Origin of the sequence: Arthrobacter sp. ES3-54 (genome assembly GCF_029504395.1) — a bacterium.
Taxonomy (GTDB): domain Bacteria; phylum Actinomycetota; class Actinomycetes; order Actinomycetales; family Micrococcaceae; genus Arthrobacter.
In genome coordinates this window covers 109291-130106 of the sequence record NZ_JAQFIF010000011.1, presented here as the reverse complement: position 1 = coordinate 130106, position 20816 = coordinate 109291, and the positions used below count along the sequence as shown (strand labels likewise).

The window sequence follows — 20816 nt, the reverse complement described above, 5'->3', positions numbered from 1 at the left end:
GAAAAAAGGGCAGCCGCTGCGTTGATCCACGCAGCGGCGGCCCTATTTCGTCCGGAAACCCGGGAGACGTGCGGAAGCCGCTGGCTGTGTTAGCGCGACAGAGGGCGGTGCGGGAACTCCCGCTCCCGCTGCTGGAACTGCAGCACATCCGGGTTGAGGACCACGCCGTCGCGGATTTCTATTGCGCGGCGGATGGTCTCGTTCTCGGCCCAGGCTCCGGGACCCGAGACCACGGTCTCGAGGAACGGCAGCAACGCCTCGCTGATTTCCCAGCTGGCGGAGTTCCAGAGATAGGACGGGCTGTGGTCCACGGCGTAGTAGTCGATGTGGTGGCCCACCTGGAACATCGGCTCGGCGAAGGTGGTGGTTTTCGCCCAGCTAAAGCCCATGCCCTCGTCGCAGGAAACGTCCACAATCAGGCTGCCGGGCCGGAAGGCGTCAAGGTCCTCGGTGCGCAGGTACGTCAGCGGCGCGTTGGGGTCCTGCAGCGTGCAGTTGACCACGATGTCGCTGCCGGCGAGGAACGGCGCCAGCGGCACGCGGCCGCGCTCGGTGATGACCTCGCTCAGGAACGGGGCCTCGTTGTCGTGGTCGAACTGTGCGATCCGGACCGAGTGGATGGGTGAGCCAACCGCGGCAACCCCACGGTTGGTCAGCACCTGCACGTCATGGACGCCGTGGGCATTCAGTGCCGTGACGGCGCCGCGGGCGGTGGCCCCGAAGCCGATCACGACGGCGCTCAGCCGGCGGCCGTAGTCTCCGGTGGAACCGGTCAGCGCCAGGGCATGCAGCACGGAGCAGTAGCCGGCGAGTTCGTTGTTCTTGTGGAAGACATGCAGGCCGAAGCCGCCGTCGCTGGCCCAGTGGTTCATGGCCTCGAAGGCGATGAGCGTGAGCTTCTTGTCGATCGCCAGCTGGGTGATGGCCCGGTCCTGGACGCAGTGCGGCCAGCCCCAGAGGACCTGCCCGTCCCGGAGTTCGGCCAGGTCCTCGGGCTGCGGCTTGGGCAAGAGGACGACGTCGGCGTCGGCCAGCAGCTGCTTTCGCGGCGCGATCCGCCCCACGAGCGGCGCGAGCTCGGCGTCGGAAAGGCCGAATCGCTCGCCGTAGCCTTCCTCAAGGATCAGCTGTTCCCGGATTTCCGGAGCGATGCGGTCCAGGTGCAGGGGGTGGATGGGGAGGCGTCGCTCGTCCGGTTTGCGTGTGCTGGCGAGGACGCCGAGGGTGAGGTGGTTCGAGGAACCGGTCACTTCTTTTTGGGGCTCGCCGTCTTCGCGGCGGTCACCTTGTCCAGGGAGCTGGCCGGCGCAGAAGCGGCCCTCTTGTCCGCGCGCTTTTCCTTGATGGATTTGCCGGCTTTTTTGGATGCTGCTTGACGGGGGGACTTGTCAGCCATGATTGCTCCTGTAGCGGAACCGAAGAGGTTCCTGACTTCTGACCATACAGGTAGCAACCTAATGGCAGGCCCGGGAGCGGCGCGGAAACGCGGGAGTGGATTGGAGCGGCTGACGGGAATCGAACCCGCGTATCAAGCTTGGGAAGCTAGCGCTCTACCATTGAGCTACAGCCGCAGTGGGGCCAGTCATTGCTGGACTTTGCCCCGGTGAAACAACGAGATTTACATTACCCCAGTCTGGCGGCGTCGTTGAACAGCCGCACGGGATTCCAAGAAGACTTCCCTACCTGGGCTGCGGCTGAGACTCTGAGCTTCGGCACAAACTCCAAGTTGTAAGGCAACATCAACCTCAAACTGCGCTCTGCAACGGTACCAGTCCCCGGTGTTCCTGACCTGCGTTGGTGTCCTTGGGGCTAACCACTGGGATGGCTGCGTCTTCAACGGCCTCTACAGCCAACGAGTAGGCAATCGAGGGTGACGCAATTTGCTTCCCTTCGCGCCACAGACCACCGGTTCGATCCCGCCGGAGCCCGCCCTTTGCTCGAAATGGCATGGTGTGCCCCTCAATTTGCGCCGAATATCGGCCGGATACCGCTGTCGAATGGGTAGTTCTATCTCGGATCCGGGTAGTCAATGCGAGTAGTCAGGCCGTGGCATCGACCATGACGAGTGGTTCCGAAATCCAAGAGGGGTAGAGCCCACTCGTGTGCGGTAGAAGGGCATCGAATTTACTAGGGGAGACCACAGCCAACCAAGTCGCTAGAAGGTCTCACTATGTACGACCACAAGTTGATGGTGGTCCATCCTTTGTTGCCAACGGGTGGGCTTAGCCGGCCTCGCGTGCCAGGAAAACAGCGCCCTGCGGCGATACGGATCGGGCAACATCAGGCACATGGCGCGGTTCGAGTGAGTCTTCTCCTGGGCGTAACCGGAGGCGAGCATGAGTGAGCTCAAACAACGCGCCCCGGCCCACCCGGGGTTTCGATCGCCGGATCGGGTCCGGGTCCCGTCATGGCCGCAGGATTTGCCGGGGCCCGTTGGCGGCGGCGGGGTAGCGCTGGCCCCGCCACCAATCGCATTTCCAGACTTCAGGTCCGCGAAACTCCGCCTGGCGAGCAGCTCGCGGCGCGAGGGAATTCGCTGGGCAAACCGTTACCGCCGGCTGCTGATAGCCGCAGACGCCCTGGTGATCGCCGCGGTGACTGCGGCCGCCCACATCACCCGATTCGGGTTGAGCGCCGCGAGTTCGGTGGGCGTGGGCGGACTCCACGTTGACTATCTCCAAATCTCCGTGGTCATCGCGGCCGCCTGGATGCTGTCGCTGGGACTGTACAAGAGCAGGGATACGCGGATTGTCGGAATCGGGATCGACGAATACAGGCGCGTTGTCAGTGCAAGCGCAATGCTACTGGGCCTCATCGCGTTGGTTTGCTTTGTTCTGAATATCGACATTGCCCGGGGATTCTTCGCACTCGCCCTTCCCGCCGGGCTGGCAGGGCTCCTGATGGCGCGCTGGGGCCTCCGTCAGTGGTTGTCCAGGCAGCGGGTTCACGGCCACTACCTCTCGCGCGTGATCGTACTGGGCCGGCCAAATGACGTGCGATACGTCGTCAGCCAAATAGGAAAGAAATCCGGAGCGGCGTACAAGGTCGTAGGCGTTGCGCTTGCTGGGTCCCACGGCCCTGGCGCCTTCACGCAGGGCAGCCAGATCTTTACGGTGGTTGGAGACGAGCGGAGCGTCGTGGAAGCAGTGGCTCACGTGGACGCCGATGCCGTCGTGGTGGCCGGACCCATGAAGGGCGGCAGCCGCTACATACAAAGGCTGGGGTGGAAGTTGGAACAGTCTTCCACCCAGCTGATCCTCACCACCGGACTGACCAATGTGGCCGGTCCCCGGATCCATTCCCGTCCCGTTGAGGGACTTCCCCTCATGCACGTGGAGCTGCCCCAGTACTCCGGCGCCAAGCACGCCTTGAAGCGGTTCTTCGACATCACGCTGGCCGCAGCCGCTTTGGTGGCGCTCATACCGGTGTTTCTTGTCCTCGGCGTACTCATCAAACGGGACAGCCCGGGTCCGGTGATCTTCAAGCAGGAGCGGGTGGGCCGCGGCGGGGAGAAGTTCAACATGCTGAAATTCCGGTCGATGGTCGAAACCGCAGAGGACGACCTCGCCGGGCTTTTAGAACAGAACGAGGGCGCGGGAGTGCTCTTCAAGATGCAGAACGATCCCAGGGTCACCCAGGTCGGCCGGTGGATGCGGAAGCACTCCCTGGACGAGTTGCCGCAGTTCTGGAACGTCCTGAAGGGCGACATGAGCTTGGTCGGTCCACGGCCCCCTCTGCAGCGCGAGGTCGATAAATACCAGCACAAGGTTCTCAGGCGGCTGTACATCAAGCCCGGCCTGACCGGCATGTGGCAGATCAACGGCAGGTCGGAGCTGAACTGGCAGGACAGCGTCCGCCTGGATTTGTACTACGTCGAAAACTGGTCACTGGCCGGCGACCTGATCATCCTGTGGCGCACAGCCAAGATGCTCATCAAACCGGTCGGGGCTTACTGACAAACCCAAGGTTTCTGATCTACAAAACTAGGAAGGTAAAGCTATGACCACACTTGTTTCGGGGGCTGGTGGATTCATCGGCGGCCATTTGGTGGCGCAACTCCTCAAAGACGGACAATCTGTCCGGGCAGTAGACCGCAAGCCGTTTGCAGAGTGGTACCAAGTGCACTCGGCGGCGGAGAACGTGCAAGGCGACTGCTCGCTGCTGGAGACGGCCCGTGAGGTCAACCGTGGGGTGCAGTACGTGTACAACCTAGCCGCTGACATGGGCGGCATGGGTTTTATTGAGAACAACAAGGCCGCCTGCATGCTGACAGTGCTTACTAGCACGCACATGCTAATGGCGGCGCAGGAAGCTGGTGTTGAGCGGTTCTTCTACAGCAGCTCGGCCTGCGTCTACGCTGCGGGACATCAGACCTCCGCCAACGTCATCGCATTGCGCGAGGAAGATGCCTACCCTGCGCAGCCGGAAGACGGTTACGGGTGGGAGAAGCTGTTTACCGAACGCATGGCCCGGCACTACCGTGAGGACTTCGGCTTGGAGACGAGGATCGCACGCTATCACAACGTCTACGGCCCGCACGGCACTTGGGACGGCGGGCGCGAGAAGGCACCGGCAGCCCTCGCGCGCAAGTTCGCGCGGGCGACACTGACGGGAGACACCAACCTGGAGATCTGGGGCGACGGGGAGCAGACTCGCAGCTTCATGTACATCGACGACTGCGTCCGGGGCACCAAAGATATCCTGCACGGCGATTTGACCGAGCCGGTGAACCTGGGCTCGTCCGAATTGGTCTCGATCAACCAGATGGTGGATCTCCTAGAGCAGATCTCCGGCACCGTGGTGACCAGGCATTACAAGCTGGACGCCCCGCAGGGAGTGCGTGGACGGAACAGCGACAACACCCTCTACCGCGCCACCTACGGCTGGGAGCCGTCCATCACGCTCCGGGAGGGACTTGAAAAGACCTACGGGTGGATTTTCGACCAGATCAAGGCGCAGGGGTGAACCTCGGTGCGCATCCACATTCACGACTTTGCCGGGCACCCTTTCCAGGCAGAGTTGTCCCGGGAACTCGCGGCCCGGGGACACGACGTCGAGCACGCCTACGCGACCCAGTATGCGAGTGGCAAGGGAAAGCTGGAGCGTCTGGATGGTGACCCTGGCGCTTTGACCTTTCGCGGAATCACCGCGGCCAGGACCTTCGAAAAGTACTCACCGTTGGGACGGGTGCGGTTCGAGAAGTCATTTGCCAAAGCGTGGGTCGGCCACCTTGAACAGACACGCCCCGACTGCGTCGTGGCGTGCAACGTTCCGTTGTTCGTGTTGAACAAATTCAGTTCGACGATGGCGAAGTCGGGGCAGCCGTGGGTGTTGTGGCACCAAGACCTCTTTAGCAGCGCCATTGGAGAAGAGATCAGCAAGCGGCTGCCCGCGGCCGTCGGTCCGTCAGCGCAGCGATGGGTCACGAGGATGGAGAAGAACCTGGTCCGCAGCGCCAGCCAGGTCGTCGCGATCGGTGAGGAATTCCGCCGGGCATACCGGCGCTGGGGCATCGATGTGCGCCACGTTTCTGTCATCCCGAACTGGGCGCCGATCGGCGAGATTGTCCCCCGGCCAAGGGAAAATGCGTGGGCACTCGCCCACCTCCCGCAGGACCGGGGGATACGTCTGCTTTATGCCGGAACGCTGGGCCGGAAGCACAACCCGGTGCTGTTGATTGACCTGCTGCGCGCCACTCTCGACAAGGGCATCGAGGCACGTCTCGTGGTCGCCTCGGAGGGGGAGGGGATTGAGACCGTGCGGGAGGTCGCGGAGCGGCAACCAGAACTGCCAATCACGCTGCTGCCGTTCCAGCCTGCCGCTGAACTGCCTGACATGCTCGGCTCTGCAGATGTGCTGCTTACTCTGCTTGAACCGGGGGCGTCAAGGTTTTCGATACCCAGCAAGGTGCTCTCGTCCCTGGCTGCCGGCCGACCCGTCCTGGGACTCATGCCACGGGACAATCCTGCAGCGCTGGACATCCAAGCGGCCGGAGGGTATGTCGGCCAACCGGACGCACAGGGTGTGATGGGCGCCGCCGAATGGCTGCACAAGATGGCACAGTCCCCCGCGTCGTTGGTATTGGCGGGAGGGCGCAGCCGTCAGCTCGCCGAGGAGCGGTTTGGGATCGGTCCGATCGCTACCCGATTCGAAGAAGTGCTGGCCAAGGCAGTTGCAGGCGGGATTCCAGCACCACAAGAGGCCGCGCAGACGGCAGAGGCGGTGTCTTGATGCAGGCTCCATCTCCTGACTCCGGAACAGAGCGGCAAACACCGGTCATTGATCTGGCCAAGGCGCCCGGCGCCGGTGAAGCGTGGGACAAACCGCGGACGACTGTCTATTTATGGGGGGTATGCGAACTGCTGTTCGTGAGCAACCCCTGGCAGATAAGTTCACGGCTCAGGGTCGCCGCGCTGCGGGCCTTCGGCGCCGAGATCGGTCCGGGAGTCACATTCCGGCCCCGGACCCGCGTCAAATTTCCGTGGAAGCTGCACATCGGGGCCGGCTGCTGGATTGGTGAAGGAGTTTGGTTCCACAACCAGGACGATGTCTACGTTGGCGCCAACGTCGTGGTTTCGCAGGAATGCTTCATCACCACGGGAAGCCACCGGGCCCGCAGCGACATGGGTCTGATCACCAGCCCGGTCCATATAGACGACGGTGCCTGGGTGACGACGCGGTGCATGGTGCTCGGCGGAGCTCACATCGGCCGGTCAGCTATGGTGGAGCCGCTCACCGTAGTCCGCGGGGAAATTCCGCCGAACGCTGTCTTTGGCCGGGCGCCTGGCCCCGCAGTGATCCGGGAGCGGTTCCCGGACAACGATGTCCCGTGATGGCACAATGCAACCTAGGGGGTAGCCATGGTGGCCAAGGTCTTAGAAATCAACCCATACATCTTTCCTGCGAGGTACTGATGGCCGGCGTCGGTCGGGTGGACGCCGTCGGTTCCTATGAGCTTGGCATCGGCGCCGAAAAACCAGCGGTCGCTCAACGGGTTGACGAACTGAATGCCGGCGGCGGACGCTGCGCCGGCGATCGCCTTGCTGTCACTGCTGATGAAGTCGGGCACCTTTTCGTCGACCCAGGCCGGCCCGACCACGATCAGCTTCGCCCGGGGAGCCCGCTCGTGGATCTTTGTGTAGAGGTCCGTGGCAGCCGCCGCCATTGTGGCAGGGTTCTGCTTACCGTCATTTCTGCTCCCGAAGACGAGCACCAGGTCTGCCGTCGAGCGCAAACTAGCGGTGGCGGCTTCGGCGAACGTGACTTTCTCAGTGCCCCTGACGATGTATCCGGCGCCCGGATGGCCGATCACGTTCATATCGATCGGATGAGACTCCTCGTAGAAGCGCGTGCCGACAATCTTTGTCCAATTGGCTGCCCCGTAGCCGCCCTGGTCGGAGCCGACAACGTAGGAGTCGCCGATGATGTCAACGTTGGGAACCGCTGCCCGGCTCGGTTGCGGCGTGCTGGCAGCAAGGCCCGGAGACGGTCCGATCCCGTTGTCACGCGTGGTCAACGCCAGGACGGCAATGAGGACCGCCACCACGGCAAGCAAGCCAAACCCCAGTTCCTTCGCATGACGGAACGGGAAGGATGATCTGGTCCGGTTTGTGCGCTTCAGAAAATCCATTCGCAAAGACTATCGGCAATCCACTCCTGAGGGGGAAGTGAATGCAGAAAATACCAGCCTCGATTCTGATTCAGACGAAGAATGAAGAGGCGAGCATCGAGAAGTGCGTAGCGGCGTTGAGAGACTTTGACGAAATCATCGTGGTCGATTCAAACAGCACCGATCGGACCGCGGAACTCGCCGCCGCAAGCGGCGCGACCGTCATCAACTTCACCTGGAACGGGGAATATCCGCAGAAGAAGCAGTGGCAGCTCGAGCATGCGCCGACCCGTAACCCGTGGATACTGTTCCTTGACGCAGACGAATATCCGAGCCGGGAGCTGGTTGAGGAAATCGCCGCGATCGTCTCAGATCCGCTGGAACGCCGGGTGGCCTTCGATATTCCCATCTCGTATCACTTCGCTGGCAAGGTCCTCAAACACGGGCACCGGGTGGTCAAACGTTCGCTGTTGAAGCGGGGCTATAACCACTATGAGGACACTGGTTTGTTGAAGCTCCCGGTGATGACCGAGCTGGAGGTGCACTACCAGCCGGAGGCGAGGGGCGATGTGGGCCGCACAGAGGGGCTCCTGGCACACCACGATCTTGATCCGGTCCGCACCTGGTTCGACAGGCACAACAGATACTCGGACTGGGAAGCCTATATCCACGCTGACCCGGCCATGCGGCGCACGGTGCGCTCGTCGAAAAGTCTGCAAGGGCAGCGTTTTGATGTCGTGCCGTTCAAGCCACTCGCCTTCTGGGTCTATAGCTACGTCGTCCGGCGCGGCTTCCTGGACGGACGAGCCGGCCTGGACTACGCCGTCGCCCTGGCCACTTACTACTGGCAGATAGGCCTGAAGACTCGCGAACTCAAGCGAAACGGCTGGCGGCTGGCAGACCATGCCTGAGAAACACGCATCGGCCCGGGCGCCCCTGAGAGTCCTGCAGATCGGCGGCCTCGCCGGCCCGGGTGCCGTCGCGGGCGGCGTTTGGGCGGTCGCGCGCATGCAGAGTGCCGCGTTGGTGCGCCGCGGCGCCGCTGTTGAACTGGTTGGGGGCTGGCTCGGGGCTCTGCCGGCCACGCGGCCGGAACCACACGAAAGAATTTTTCCTGTCCGCCGCCCCTTTCGGGGCGCCCGCCTCAGGGGCCTGATAGGGGTCGGTCTTGTCAAGCATGTCTGGGACCGCAGCCGCCGGGTAGACGTCGTCCAGCTTCACCTCTGCCGCGACTTCATCACGACCTCCAGCGCCCTCATGCTTCGCAGTGCTGCGATTCCGGTCATCGCGCAGGCCCACGGCATGCTCGCAGCTCCGAGCTCCCGCGGGCTGCGTATGTTCGATTCACTGATCTTCCGGCGGGCCATGCAGACGCCGAAATTGTGGCTGACTTTGACGGAAGCCGAGGAAAAAAACCTTGAGTCTCTCGGCGTGCCAAGGACGATGATGCGCCGGGTCGTGAACGCTACTGCCGACCCCGGCACGGCGTGGGAAGACCCGCAGACCAGCACTTTCCTTTTTGTTTCGCGGCTTGCGCCACGGAAGCAGCCCACAGTGTTCGTTGAGGCGGCAATTGCCTTCTTGCGGGAGGGAAAAGAGGCCCGTTTCGTGGTTGCGGGTCCGGACCAGGGCGAACTGGCGGCCGTGCGCTCCCTGATCGATGCTTCAGGTTTCCAGGATCGGTTCGATCTTCCGGGGGAGCTGACGGAACCGGAAGTCCTAGGCGCGTTGTCGCGGGCGACAGCCGTCGTTTTGCCGGCCCGCCACGAGCCTTATCCCATGGTGATTATCCAGGCGGCGGCTGTGGGGACGCCCATCATCCTGACATCGGAATGCGGACTCGCCTCGCCCTTGCGGAAGGCCGCCGCGGCGATTATCGCCGAGCCCACGCCTGAAGCGTTCCACGCTGCCATGGCCGCAGTGGCGGCCGACCAGGATCTGCGGTACCGGCTGAGTGCGCGAGCCCGGGAGCTGCACCTTGGTCTATGGTCTGCTGAGTCCCTGGCTGAGAGTCTCCTGGGATTGTATGAGGAGGCGATTAATGCTGTCCGGGACTGACTTCCGAAGCTCGGTCCGTATCCCCGGCGAGGCAAAGTCCGGAATCGGGCCGGGACTGTCGATCCTGGCTTTTCTGTGTTTTGCAGTCGCAATACCCCTTATTCTGCGCTCGACGTCGGAAGCCTCCTACAGCGATACCGACTTCCTCATCCGATATTCGGCGCTGCTCTATTCTGCCTTCCGCATGAGCCTCATTTTGTGGAAGGACCAAGTACGACCTGTAGCCGGTGTCTTCTGGATGTTCGTCTATATCTGTCTGGGCGTGGTGCCGCTGGCTCAATTGTCCACAGGCGCGTCGACGATTCTGGCAGTCCAGGTCGACGACGCAACTTTGTACACGACGACCGCTGTCACCCTTCTCGGCTGCATCAGCTTCGATCTGGCGTACCACCTGAGACTCTTCCGGGACTGGGGGGGCCCGCCGCAAGTGCGCACGTTGCGGAGTATGGACACCCTGCGGATCTTTGCGACGGTCGCGATCCTGGGCGGGTTGATTTACGTGGCGCAGGTTGGCGGAATCGGCGTGTTCTTTGCCAGCCGGCAGGAGGCGAGCCAAGCCCTCGACCAGGTGAGTCCGGACAGCGGCCAGGCTGCCCGGGCGATCATCTCTGCCTTCGGTTCCGTAACTTGCCTGGTGTCACTCATTTTCTACATCCACGTAATCCGGACGCTCCGAAGTTCCCTCAACCTTCTGGACGCTGGGTTGGTGCTCGGGTTGGTGGTGCTCAACGTCGTCGTCAACAACCCGATCTCCAACTCCCGCTACTGGACGCTGGCGGTGCTTTTCGGCTTGATCATGCCGCTCATCGGGTCACGTAAATCCCTCTTCAACTTCGCGATCGTCGGCGGGGTTGTGGCGGCGATCTTCCTTTTTCCATTAAGCGACATCACCCGCCGAACAGCGGGGACCGGCGTCATGCTCCAAACGGACTCCGTGTGGCGGATGATTTCGACCAAGGACTACGACCAGTTCAGTATGCTCGCGAATACCCTCGGGTTCACCCGGGATGAGGGGCTCACCTGGGGTTACCAGTTCCTTGGCGCCCTGTTGTTTTGGGTGCCGCGCGTCATCTGGCCGACCAAGCCGCTCGATAGCGGAGTCGAAGTCGGTCAATGGATGAGCAGTGCCAACGTCAACCTGTCGTCGCCGTTATGGGCCGAAGCCTGGATAAATTTCGGAGCCGTCGGTGTGGTGGTCACCTTTGCCCTGCTGGGGCTGCTGAGCAGAAGGCTCGACGCCGGTTTCCGGCCAGTTGCTTTGTCCGCCGGTTCGGTGGGCTATCTCGGCGTCTCCATCTTCTGCGGGTACATGTTCATCCTCCTGCGTGGCTCCCTCTTGCAGTCGATGGGCAGGCTGCTTGTCCTCGCCCTGGCCATCGCAGTATTGAGCGTTGCCGTCAAACGAAAGCCTGGTGAAAGCAAATGACGACGGACAAGCTTGAGCGTTCGGGCACGGAAAAAGCCAGGTTTGCGCAATCCTTCAAGGAGCTCAGCTTGGCGCAGAAGGGCAAGAAAGGGGTCCCCCTGTACTGCCTGTACGTCAACCGGCCCGCTGGCCGGATAGTCGCGGCCGCGCTGCGGAACACGCGATTCGGGCCGAACCATGTCACTTTTGCGGGCGCGTTGCTGACCTACGGGGCATTGCTGTGGCTTGCCTTCGGCGCAGGAACGGGAACAGGTTCCGCTCTCGTGGGATTAGTTCTGGCCGCCGGGTTCATCCTCGACTCCGCAGACGGGCAGCTGGCGAGGCTCCAGGGGCGCAGCTCAAAATTGGGTGAGTGGCTCGACCATGTGCTCGACAGCGGTAGGATCGTCGTTCTGCACGGAGCCGTCTTCTGCTTCCTCCTGCGCACAACTTCCATTCCGGCCCTGGCGCTGGCCGTGCTGTGCGGAGTGTTCCTTTTCGCCAACTCCACGATTTTCTTCGCTGGCGCCCTCTTTGATCAACTGAACCGTCAGTCGGGCCCCAGCCGAGGGGGTCCCGGCCAGGACGCCGCGAGCTCGTTAAAGCGATCAGTTCTCACGTTGCCTGTTGACTACGGCATAACGTGCCTCGTCCTGATGACAGTGCCGTGGAGCGGCATATTCCTGCCCTGCTACCTGGCGTTGGCGGTTTTTCATTGCATCTTCTGCGCCGCTTACGTGGCGAAGTTCTCCCGTACCTTGGCAAGGATGGACTGAATGGCCCGTCTGAGCAGGTACGTTGCCTTTGGCGACCAAGCCGTATCGAGCATCTCGAACTTCGTAGCGGTGGCAATTACGGCAAATGTTGCCACCGCCGGCGAGTTCGGTCAGTTTTCCTTGGCCTATGCCGGGTTGCTCCTTTTCCTCGGCGCCCAGCGTGCGCTCATCGGAGAGACATTACTGGTCAAGTACTCCGCCGCGGCCGCCTTGGAAGCCTCGGTGAGAAGGGGCGCTTTGGGTGCCACCGTACTGGTGGCGGCCGCCGCCCTCCCGATACTGCTTGCAGGCGCCATCCTGGCAGACCAATCATCCCGCCTCATTTGGCTCATCATCGCAGCGAGCTTGCCCTTCGTGCTTCTTCAAGACACGCTTCGGTACCTGTTTATCTGCGAGGGCCGCCCATGGCAGGCGTTATTGATAGACGCTGTTTGGGCCGTATTGTCGATCGCGTCCATGGCGGCTGTCGCCTTGACCTCCGGAGCCGTGTGGGTCGTCGTGCTCTGCTGGGGCTGCGGTGCCGCTGCAGCTCTGGCCTTGGGGCTCATGCTGGACCGTGTGCTGCCTTCGCTGCGCGGCGGCTGGCGCTGGCTAAGCGTCAACCGCAACCCCGGGCTCCGTTATCTCGGCGAGTTCTCAGCGCTAAATGCCTCTAACTTCGTCGTCCTGTATCTCTTGGCGCTCCCTCTGGGCGCTGCTGGCGTTGGTGCGCTGCGGGCAGCGCAATTGCTCTTCTCGCCCCTCAACACCGCCTTTTCCGCCATCAAGATGGCGGTCATTCCCGAACTCGTGCGTGCCAGGGGCGGTCCGGTTTTTCGAAAGCGGCTGATCGAAACGTTTGTTGTCGTAGCAGCCATGGCCGGCCTGTGGGGTGCGGTCGTCATGCTGCTGCCGACCTCGATGGGCGCACTCGTGCTCGGCGCAACCTGGGAGTCTGCGTCCGGACTCCGGCTCCCGTACCTGGTGCAATACGTGGCAATGGTTCCCTACACCGTCCTACTGGCCTACTACAGGTCGGCGCAGGCAAACAAGTTGTCGACCCTCATGCGCGCCACTCTGGCCATGTTGACGCTTGTGCTGCCGCTGGCCATGGCGTCTGCGGGCGGCACCGTTGCTTCTGCCTGGGCATTTGCGCTGGCGGTCGCGGTGGCAGCTGTCGTTGGGGGGATTGCCACTGTTGTGTCGAGGTCCCGGTCCCGGTCGTGGTCCCGGGCACAATCGGCATCGCACGGACCGGATCCGGCGGAAGTCGAACTTCGGCCGGCTGCTGATGCCAGGTGAGCGCTGGGAGTGGCACGAAGGCGCGTCCGGCTCCGCGTCACCCTGACTAGATGACCGAGACACCCCTGAACTGGACCGGAACCGGGGCAGGGTAGTCCTTGCAGAGGCTGATGTATCCCCCGCGATATTCCCGGTCCATTGTCTCTCCGGCCCAGCCAGCGCCGTCGAGCCTGGAGAACCGGATGGAGGGCGGCGTCACGTCGATTTTGAAGCGCATCCATTCCCCGGGCTTTACCGGTGACGTCGTGATCGTCTGCAACCGTGTTCCGGCGGGATTTCCGGGGTCGCGCCGGTACAAGACCAGCTCTCCCGTTGGCCGAATGATCAGGTGATACCCCCCGACGGTGCTTGGCACCAGCACCCGGTAGGGGGTGTCATCCCTTTGCCCGAATGCGATTCCGGCGTGCAGAAGTTCCGACGGGAGCTCCTTCGGCCAACACATTTCGAAGGTCAGGCTGTAGATTTCCTTCGTGACGGGACCCATCGAGCCCAGCCGGTAGCTGAAGTTCTGGTTCCTATCCAACACCACCGATGCAGATGCCGCGTCGATCACGGGCTGGGCGTTCCAGCCTTGGTCGGTAATCCAAGGAAGATCACCGGCGGCCCGTATGCCGGTAGAGAATCTGTCGCGTGATTCCGTAGTCGAAGTCGTCAGATAGGGGACATTGGAGCACATCAGGCCTTGAACGCCGAGGCGGCTCACACGGTCGGCGTCGGATCGGGTGTGGATTTCCCAGCAAATTACAGGCTTGCCGTGGGCGACGACCTTCCTGACTGTCGCGTCATCGGCTGTGTAGTAGACACCGAGATAATCGAACCTGGCGGCTAGTTCGTCTAAACGCGGGATGGCATCTGGCATGAAGTAGCCCCATGTCTTGTAGCCGCGTTTGGAAGCTGCCGCAGCTTGGAGTGCGGGGGCCGGTTGTTTCCAGATGAAGTGTGCGGTGGAATCGGGGTAGGTGTCCATCAAGTCAAGAAGCGCTTTTGTGTTGGTGCCCTGTTTGTCCTCGATGAAAATTACATGCGAGGCAGCGAATCGGTCGAGGACATCCCGTAACCTCGGAATGGGCTCAAGTGCCGTCGCCGGGCCGAGCCAAGCGCGGGCATCGACTCTGAGGTCGCTTAGCTCGGCATAGGTCAGTTCTGCGACCTTGCTGTCCTTCCCGGTTACCCTAAGCGCACTTTGATCATGATGGCAGACCAGCACGCCGTCACTAGTCGAGTTCACAGATATCTCAAGCGCCGAAACGCCGTGCTGCACCGACTGTGAATACGCCTGCATTGTATGTTCCGGCCAGTTATCTCCTGAGCCGCGATGAGCCACGAAGAAGCGATCCTGTTCGAATAGTGTGGCAATAGTGTGAGTAGGGGGGGCTTCAACAATTGGTTGATCGGGCGTGCATCCGGCCAGAAAGAATCCCGCCGCTCCAAGGATTAGTGCATGGCGCCGGGAAAGCATCCCGTAATTGCCCAAAACATTTTCTGCATCGGATGCTGGTTGCCGCGACTGTCGATTTGCTTGCATTTCACGCCTTCAATGACTCGTTGTCCTCAAGACCGCTTTCCAAGAGGTTGAGGGCGCGCCGCAATAAGGTGCTGGAAGTGTGAACCGTATAGGGAAAATACACTACATCCACGCCCAGTGCCTGCATGCCGGCTTCCAGGCGGACTCCTTTTTCTGTTCCGCGCCAATCATCGCCCTTGAAAATTACGTTAAAACCGACGGCGCGCCAGGCTTCCACTTTGTCCGGGTAGTTGTCTACCACCACCTCGTCGACAAGCCGGATGTTCCGGACGATCTCAAGGCGTTCATGCAGAGGCACGACAGGCTCTCTGTTCTTCATCAGCAGTGTTGACTCAGTGGACGCCACTCCGGCAATCAGATAGTCGCAGTGCTGCCGTGCGTGTTTGAGCAGATTGAGGTGCCCGACGTGGAAAAGGTCGTAGACACCTGATGCGTAGCCAATGCGAACAGTCATGACGAGCTCGATTCTTCACTGATGCCGAGTAGGTTACAGGCACCGGCCGGCCGTCGAGGCGCAGGGCTGGTCCCCCCAATTCCATGCTGAGGGAGTTATTGCCTGACGGAAAGCACTTTGGGGAGAAACGCGTGGGCGATCGGCTAAAGCAGGTAGCGGGTCTAGTAAGACAGGTAGAAGGAGTGGAAAAGCTAGTAGGAGCAACAGTTCCGGCTCTTGGTCTTTGCTGATTTGATCTTTGTAGTTTCAGCTCTGAAGCTCACGATTACGTACGGGGGAACTCCATGCGTCAAAAAATTCCAGCTGTACTGGCGGGTATAGCTCTTGCGGTGGCACCGCTAATTGCCACCGGAAGCTCCGCGCTCGCCCTTTCTCCGGGAGTCGCGTTTTCCGCGAACGATCTCCCCACCTGGCAGACAAACGGCGTTGCCTGGACCATGGCCCAGGCAAACGGTGTTGTCTACGCCGGCGGCACCTTTACCCAGATCAGGCCTCCCGGCACTGCCGCTGGAAGCACTCAGTCAAGAAATGCAGTGAACTTTGCGGCTTTCGACGCCTACACGGGCAACCCGACTTCCTGCGCCTTGTCCGTAACGGGCGGCACGGGAACAACTGTTCGTGCCTTGGCCGTAACACCGGACGGCAGCCGGCTCTACGTGGGCGGCCTGTTCGGGGCCATCAACGGCGTCAACACCACGCGCATCGCCGCCGTCCGGCTTCCGGAGTGCACGGTGGACACGACGTTCCGGCCGGCAGTCGTCTCGGCAACGGTGCGAACAATCGCTGCAACCAATTCAGCGGTCTATTTCGGTGGAGACTTTCAATCCGTGGGATCCGAGGCCCGCACCCGCTATGCGGCGATGGACCGAAACGGCGCACTTCTTCCCTGGGCACCCGCGGTGGATGCTTCAGCCCGTGCGCTGGACATTCCCGCCGGCAGGAACGTCGCCATCCTCGGCGGCGATTTCGCAAACGTCAACGGCGTTGCATCCCAGTCGCTTGCGGTGGTCGATGCGACTACCGGTGCGAACGTAAGAGCCTACGGCAGCTCCTTCATTTCCCGCACTTCGTTTACAAAGTCAATTGTTGACGACGGCCAGAGCTTCTACATCGGCAACGAGGGCACGGGCGGCGGCGTCTTCGACGGCAGGGCCCGATTTAGCCTCGACACGTTCGATCAGGTCTGGAGGGACACCTGCCTCGGGGCCACCCAGGCGGTGGATGTCTATGGCGGTGTTTTGTATGCCGCAAGCCACGAACACGATTGCTCGACCATGAACGAACTGGCAGACGGCGTTCGGCAGCACTTGACCGCGCAGAGCGTCGACACCCCTGCACCCCAGCTGGGGTGGAGCCCTGACACCAACGACGGCATCGGCGAGGGCATCGGCCCCCGGGCCATAGTCCACACGAACAAGGGCTCGGGCGACATGCTGTGGGTGGCTGGCGAGTTCACCACGACCAACGGCAGGGCCCAGCAGGGACTGACCAGGTTCGGCCCCGGTCCGGGAACCGTGGCCCCTTCGGCGCCCAGCAACGTCAGCACGGAAAGCATCAAAACCGGTGAAAACCAGATCCGGTGGCGTGCCAGCCTCGATGCCGACGACTCGGCTCTGACCTACAGCGTCTACCGGAATGGCTCGGCGACTCCTCTGGGAACCGTGAACGCCAGCTCGCTGTGGTGGTCGACCGGCCAGGTGTCCTTCACGGACAAGACAGCCGTACCCGGGACGCAGTACAGCTACCGCGTCCGGGCGACTGACGGCACCAATACCGGCCCGCTCTCGGCGTCGGTTGCCGTCACCACAGCCAGGAGCACTGCCTCCTACCCGGCAGCTGTCCTCGGCGCCGGTGCGACCACGTACTGGCGGCTTGACGGCAGCGGTCCGACGGTCGGCGCAGACAGCTCTCCGGGCAACAACCTGGAACTGAGCTACGGCGGCCCGGCATTTGCCGGCGACACCGGAACCATCAACAACGATTCCAGCCGGTCGACGACCTTCAACGGCACTAGCGCCTACGCCTACGGCCAGAATCGCGGCAATGCTCCAACCGTCTACACTGCAGAAGCCTGGTTCAAGACGAACACGACCCGGGGCGGGAAAATCTTCGGCTTCGGCAATGGCCAACCGAACCGGCACGGGACAAATCCCGGGCTCAGCGGAAACTATGACCGCAACCTCTACATGACGAACGCGGGCACGCTGATCTTCGGTGTTTATGTCAACGGCACAAGGACCGTCAGCACGGTGCTTCCCTACAACGACAATGCCTGGCACCATGCGGTGGCGACACAGGGCAGTGACGGCATGCGTCTCTACGTTGACGGAACCCAGATCGGCGCTCTACCGAACCAGACGGCGGCGCAGACCTACTGGGGATCGTGGAGGATTGGCGGAGACCAGTTGAACTCCTGGCCGTTGCGGCCGTCGAGCAACTACTTCGCCGGCTCCATCGACGAGTTCGCCGTGTACCCCACGGTACTTTCGGCAGCGCAGGTCACCGACCACTTCAACATCGGCAAGGGAATCGGACAGCCGGTCCCCGACACACAGGCTCCCGCGGCCGTGACAGGAGTTGCGGCCGCGGTCAACGCAAGTGATGTGACGGTTTCTTGGGATGCGTCCACTGACAACGTAGGGGTCACCGGTTACCAGGTCCACCGCTCCGATACCAGCGGGTTCACCCCGTCAGCAAGCACCCTCGTCGCCACGGTGAACGGGAGCACGCTCAACTGGGTTGACGCGGGCCGTCCGGCGGGAACCTCGTACTATCAGGTTCTCGCCGCCGATGAGGCCGCCAACATCAGCGGCCCGTCCAACGAAGCCTCCGCAACGGTGGTTCCGTTACCGCAGCCCGTCTCGCTCACGCTGACTCCGACCGCCGACACCTATGTGAACGCGGGGGCGCCGAATACCGCAACAGGGGCCTTCACGACCCTGGCCACCAGGGGCACGTCGGCCTACATCACCTACATGAGATTCAACGCTTCCGCGCAGGTTCCTGCGGGCCAGCACCTCGTGTCGGCAACCTTGAGGTTCTCAACCACTGCGGATTCCTTCGCCGGGTCCAACGATCCCCAGCAGACCGTGGCGATGGCCGGTGACTGGTCCGAGGCAACGACGACCTACAACAACCGTCCGCAAACCAACGGCGCCCTGCTGGGCACCCTCGCCGGCCCGACGGCACCCAACGCGTCGTACTCAATCCCACTCGACGCGACCGCCGTCTCGGCAGCGCTCGCAGGTGACATCAACTTCTCGATGCAGAGTTCAGGAACCGACAACATGTGGTTCTTCTCGCGGGAAGCTGCTGTTGCCAAACGTCCGGTTCTGGTCCTGAACTTCGAGCCGAACGCCTAGATCAGAACAGCTCTCGAAAGAAAACATCCCATGTATAACGGTCTCTCGAAATCCCTGGGAATGGTGCTCCTGGCGGCTGCGGTTCTCGCAGCCGCCGGTTGCACCTCACCGGGAAGTCCCAACTCCACCTCGGCGGCCCCCAGTGCCCCGTCTCTGTCCACCCCGAGCGCTGAACATCCGGCTGCTGATCCGACGGGGACTTCCTCGCCGCTTCCAGCCGCCAAAGTGGCTGGGACAGCGGCCCCCGCTGATCGTTCCGCGCCGTCCAGCACTGTGCAGACCGCACCTAAGCCCACTTTTGCGCCCCCTGAGCAGAAGTACCTCTCTTCACGGGTCCCCCAGGGCACAGACCCGAATGCTGTCCTTCAAGTCGGACAGGAGCGCTGTGCCCAACTTGAGACTGTGAAAGCAACGGACAAGTTGGCCGTGGTGTCCCAGTTGATCGAGAAGCTGGATACCGACGTGGCCGACGCGATTGCTGATCTCTGTCCCGGACTCCAGCCCGAGCTCGATGCCGCCGGCCGCGGGTTCACCGATGGTGACTTCACTATTGGTGCCGCAGCGCCTAAGGAGGGCGGCGGTTCAATCTCGGCAGGCAGGTACGAGGCTTGGAATCCGTCCCCGAACTGCACGTTGGTAGTCTACGACGCAGCAGGCGGCACCATCGCGGAATCGAACGGTGCGTCCGCGGTCACCATCCCCGCCAAGGCCGCCCGCGTTATGTCGGATGGATGCTACACCTGGCTGGCAGCATGAAACCGCGCCGATTCGTCTGGGCTGCAGCGATCATCGCCCGTGAAAGGACACGCAATGGACGTCCGTGAACAATTGCTTATACTGCGCCGAAGCTGGCGCCTGATCACTGTCCTGGCGCTGCTGGGAACGATACTCGCGGGCGTGGCCTCCCTGCTTACGCCCACTTCCTACACGGCTACGACCAGCCTTTTCGTCTCTACGCAGAACTCGGAAACGTCCGCGGAACTGCAGCAGGGCAGCGTCTTCGCCCTGGCGCGCGTCCAATCGTATGTCGACGTCACTTCGAAACCAACCGTTCTCCAGCCGGTCATCGACAAGCTCAATCTCGGAATGACCCCGGAAGCCCTGGCCGCCAAGATCAAGGCATCAACCGCGCGCAACACGGTAATCATCGACATCGAGGCCAGAGACAGGTCCGCCCAGCGGAGCGCCGAGATCGCCAACGCAGTGGCCGCCAGCCTTATCACGACTGTCGCTGACCTCGAGCGGCCGACGAACGGGACGCCGACCCCGGTCCGGCTCAGCCCCGTGGATCATGCCACCACGCCGACCGAGCCGTCGAATCCCAACGTGAAGCTGGATCTTGGTTTGGGCCTGCTATATGGGCTTGCAGCCGGAATCGCGGCGGCGGTGCTGCAACATGTCCTGGATCGCAACATCAGGACTGAAACGGATCTGCGCAAGACGACCAATCTACCGCTCTTGGCAGGAATCACTGAGCAGGCTGCCGGGCGTCTGCCCGGCGCGGCTCCCTCCGTCCTGGACGGAACGGGCGCGGAGGCGTTCCGCAAGCTCCGCACCAACCTGCAGTTCGCAGGTGTGAACCGGCCGATGCGCTCGATTGTTGTGACGTCGGCGTCCGCGGGCGAGGGAAAGAGCACCGTTGCGCTCAACCTTGCCGTAACTGTCGCCAAGGGAGGTCAAAAGGTCATCCTGGTGGACGCGGACCTTCGCCTCCCGTCAGTGGCCGCGGCGACAGGTATCGAGGGGGGAATCGGCCTCACCACTGTCCTCGTCGGATCAACCAGCCTCGAGGACAGCATTCAATACTGGTCCGACGACGGCTTGGCACTTCTGGCCTCGGGACCTTTGCCGCCCAATCCCAGTGAGCTGCTCGGTTCAGTAGCCATGAGCCGTCTTCTGGATGAACTGCAGACGAAATTCGACCTGATCATCATCGACTCTCCGCCGATCCTCCCTGTCACCGACGCCAGTGTGCTGACCAGAAGCACTGACAGCGTGCTCCTGGTAGTAGGAACGAAAAGGGTGAGCCAACACAGTTTGGCCAAGGCGATCGACCAGCTCAACTTTGTCGACGCACATATCTTGGGCGTCGTTCAAAACCGGATCCCCCGCCGGGGCCCTGACGCCAACACCGCATACATTGCCGGCTACGGCGCCACACATCCCGAAAGCGTTCCGTCTGTCCAGAAGCACGACGACGACGGATCCTTCCGTCCCGCCCACGTTCGCCGGAGCAAGGTTGTGAGTTTGGAAAGTACATGATTCCGGCACGTTTTCAGACCCTGCCCGTCGTAGTGGCGCACAGCCGGAGCGGAGAGCCGCCATCTTTTCCGACGTGTCGCGGTA

The 20816-nt window shown here is 62.2% G+C and carries 17 protein-coding genes and 1 tRNA gene; 12 read left to right on the top strand and 6 right to left on the bottom strand.

Going from position 1 to position 20816, the window contains the following annotated elements; translation table 11 throughout:
- Positions 1-89: 89 nt before the first annotated feature.
- The 3 genes from M2428_RS17340 to M2428_RS17330 all read right to left on the bottom strand — a co-directional run bounded on the left by M2428_RS17340 (position 90) and on the right by M2428_RS17330 (position 1571).
- On the bottom strand, positions 90-1250 hold the full coding sequence (locus M2428_RS17340; RefSeq protein WP_277527203.1) for a N(5)-(carboxyethyl)ornithine synthase: 1161 nt from the start codon (positions 1248-1250) through the stop codon (positions 90-92).
- Positions 1247-1396 (bottom strand): hypothetical protein, encoded by a 150-nt coding sequence (locus tag M2428_RS17335; protein WP_167467922.1) that lies wholly within the window; start codon positions 1394-1396, stop codon positions 1247-1249. Before M2428_RS17335 ends, M2428_RS17340 begins: the two co-directional genes overlap by 4 nt.
- Positions 1397-1497: 101 nt before the next feature.
- Positions 1498-1571: transfer RNA gene (locus M2428_RS17330), tRNA-Gly, on the bottom strand.
- Between the two features lie 765 nt (positions 1572-2336).
- Between M2428_RS17330 and M2428_RS17325 the strand changes: the two genes are divergently transcribed.
- From M2428_RS17325 to M2428_RS17310, 4 genes are all read left to right on the top strand, one after another.
- On the top strand, positions 2337-3956 hold the full coding sequence (locus M2428_RS17325) for a sugar transferase (RefSeq protein ID WP_277527202.1): 1620 nt from the start codon (positions 2337-2339) through the stop codon (positions 3954-3956).
- Positions 3957-3999: 43 nt separating this feature from the next.
- Complete coding sequence (locus M2428_RS17320) at positions 4000-4965, top strand: NAD-dependent epimerase/dehydratase family protein (protein ID WP_277527201.1); 966 nt, start codon at positions 4000-4002, stop codon at positions 4963-4965.
- 6 nt (positions 4966-4971) lie between these two features.
- Positions 4972-6231 carry a glycosyltransferase family 4 protein gene (locus tag M2428_RS17315; protein WP_277527200.1) on the top strand — a complete coding sequence of 420 codons (1260 nt, stop codon included), beginning with the start codon at positions 4972-4974 and terminating at the stop codon, positions 6229-6231.
- Between the two features lie 137 nt (positions 6232-6368).
- Positions 6369-6833: an acetyltransferase gene (locus M2428_RS17310; RefSeq protein WP_277527199.1), complete on the top strand. Its 465-nt coding sequence runs from the start codon at positions 6369-6371 to the stop codon at positions 6831-6833.
- Positions 6834-6847: 14 nt separating this feature from the next.
- On the opposite strand, the gene M2428_RS17305 is transcribed toward M2428_RS17310, so the two are convergent.
- Complete coding sequence (locus M2428_RS17305; RefSeq protein ID WP_277527198.1) at positions 6848-7630, bottom strand: SGNH/GDSL hydrolase family protein; 783 nt, start codon at positions 7628-7630, stop codon at positions 6848-6850.
- Positions 7631-7671: 41 nt separating this feature from the next.
- Here M2428_RS17305 and M2428_RS17300 point away from each other — a divergent pair, with 41 nt between their 5' ends.
- The 5 genes from M2428_RS17300 to M2428_RS17280 are packed head-to-tail and all read left to right on the top strand — an operon-like array spanning position 7672 to position 13129.
- Positions 7672-8520, top strand: coding sequence for a glycosyltransferase family 2 protein (locus tag M2428_RS17300; RefSeq protein WP_277527197.1), 849 nt, complete (start codon positions 7672-7674; stop codon positions 8518-8520).
- Entirely contained in the window at positions 8513-9667 is a 1155-nt protein-coding gene (locus M2428_RS17295; RefSeq protein ID WP_277527196.1) for a glycosyltransferase, read from the top strand. The genes M2428_RS17300 and M2428_RS17295 overlap by 8 nt, the downstream gene beginning before the upstream one ends.
- On the top strand, positions 9651-11093 hold the full coding sequence (locus M2428_RS17290; protein ID WP_277527195.1) for a hypothetical protein: 1443 nt from the start codon (positions 9651-9653) through the stop codon (positions 11091-11093). Before M2428_RS17295 ends, M2428_RS17290 begins: the two co-directional genes overlap by 17 nt.
- Positions 11090-11848: a CDP-alcohol phosphatidyltransferase family protein gene (locus M2428_RS17285; protein ID WP_277527194.1), complete on the top strand. Its 759-nt coding sequence runs from the start codon at positions 11090-11092 to the stop codon at positions 11846-11848. Before M2428_RS17290 ends, M2428_RS17285 begins: the two co-directional genes overlap by 4 nt.
- Positions 11849-13129 (top strand): hypothetical protein, encoded by a 1281-nt coding sequence (locus M2428_RS17280; protein ID WP_277527193.1) that lies wholly within the window; start codon positions 11849-11851, stop codon positions 13127-13129. It begins immediately after the preceding gene.
- 46 nt (positions 13130-13175) lie between these two features.
- Here the strand turns inward: M2428_RS17280 and M2428_RS17275 are convergent, their stop codons facing one another.
- Both M2428_RS17275 and M2428_RS17270 read right to left on the bottom strand, forming a co-directional pair.
- The gene (locus M2428_RS17275) at positions 13176-14654 is read right to left on the bottom strand and encodes a glycerophosphodiester phosphodiesterase (RefSeq protein WP_277527192.1); all 1479 of its coding nucleotides are present in this window, start codon (positions 14652-14654) and stop codon (positions 13176-13178) included.
- A gap of 1 nt (position 14655) precedes the next feature.
- Positions 14656-15108: an adenylyltransferase/cytidyltransferase family protein gene (locus M2428_RS17270; protein WP_277527191.1), complete on the bottom strand. Its 453-nt coding sequence runs from the start codon at positions 15106-15108 to the stop codon at positions 14656-14658.
- Between the two features lie 329 nt (positions 15109-15437).
- Here M2428_RS17270 and M2428_RS17265 point away from each other — a divergent pair, with 329 nt between their 5' ends.
- The 3 genes from M2428_RS17265 to M2428_RS17255 all read left to right on the top strand — a co-directional run bounded on the left by M2428_RS17265 (position 15438) and on the right by M2428_RS17255 (position 20732).
- On the top strand, positions 15438-18470 hold the full coding sequence (locus tag M2428_RS17265) for a LamG-like jellyroll fold domain-containing protein (RefSeq protein ID WP_277527190.1): 3033 nt from the start codon (positions 15438-15440) through the stop codon (positions 18468-18470).
- 402 nt (positions 18471-18872) lie between these two features.
- Positions 18873-19226, top strand: coding sequence for a hypothetical protein (locus M2428_RS17260; RefSeq protein ID WP_277527189.1), 354 nt, complete (start codon positions 18873-18875; stop codon positions 19224-19226).
- A 54-nt stretch (positions 19227-19280) separates the two neighbouring features.
- Complete coding sequence (locus tag M2428_RS17255; RefSeq protein ID WP_277527188.1) at positions 19281-20732, top strand: polysaccharide biosynthesis tyrosine autokinase; 1452 nt, start codon at positions 19281-19283, stop codon at positions 20730-20732.
- Positions 20733-20816: the final 84 nt, after the last annotated feature.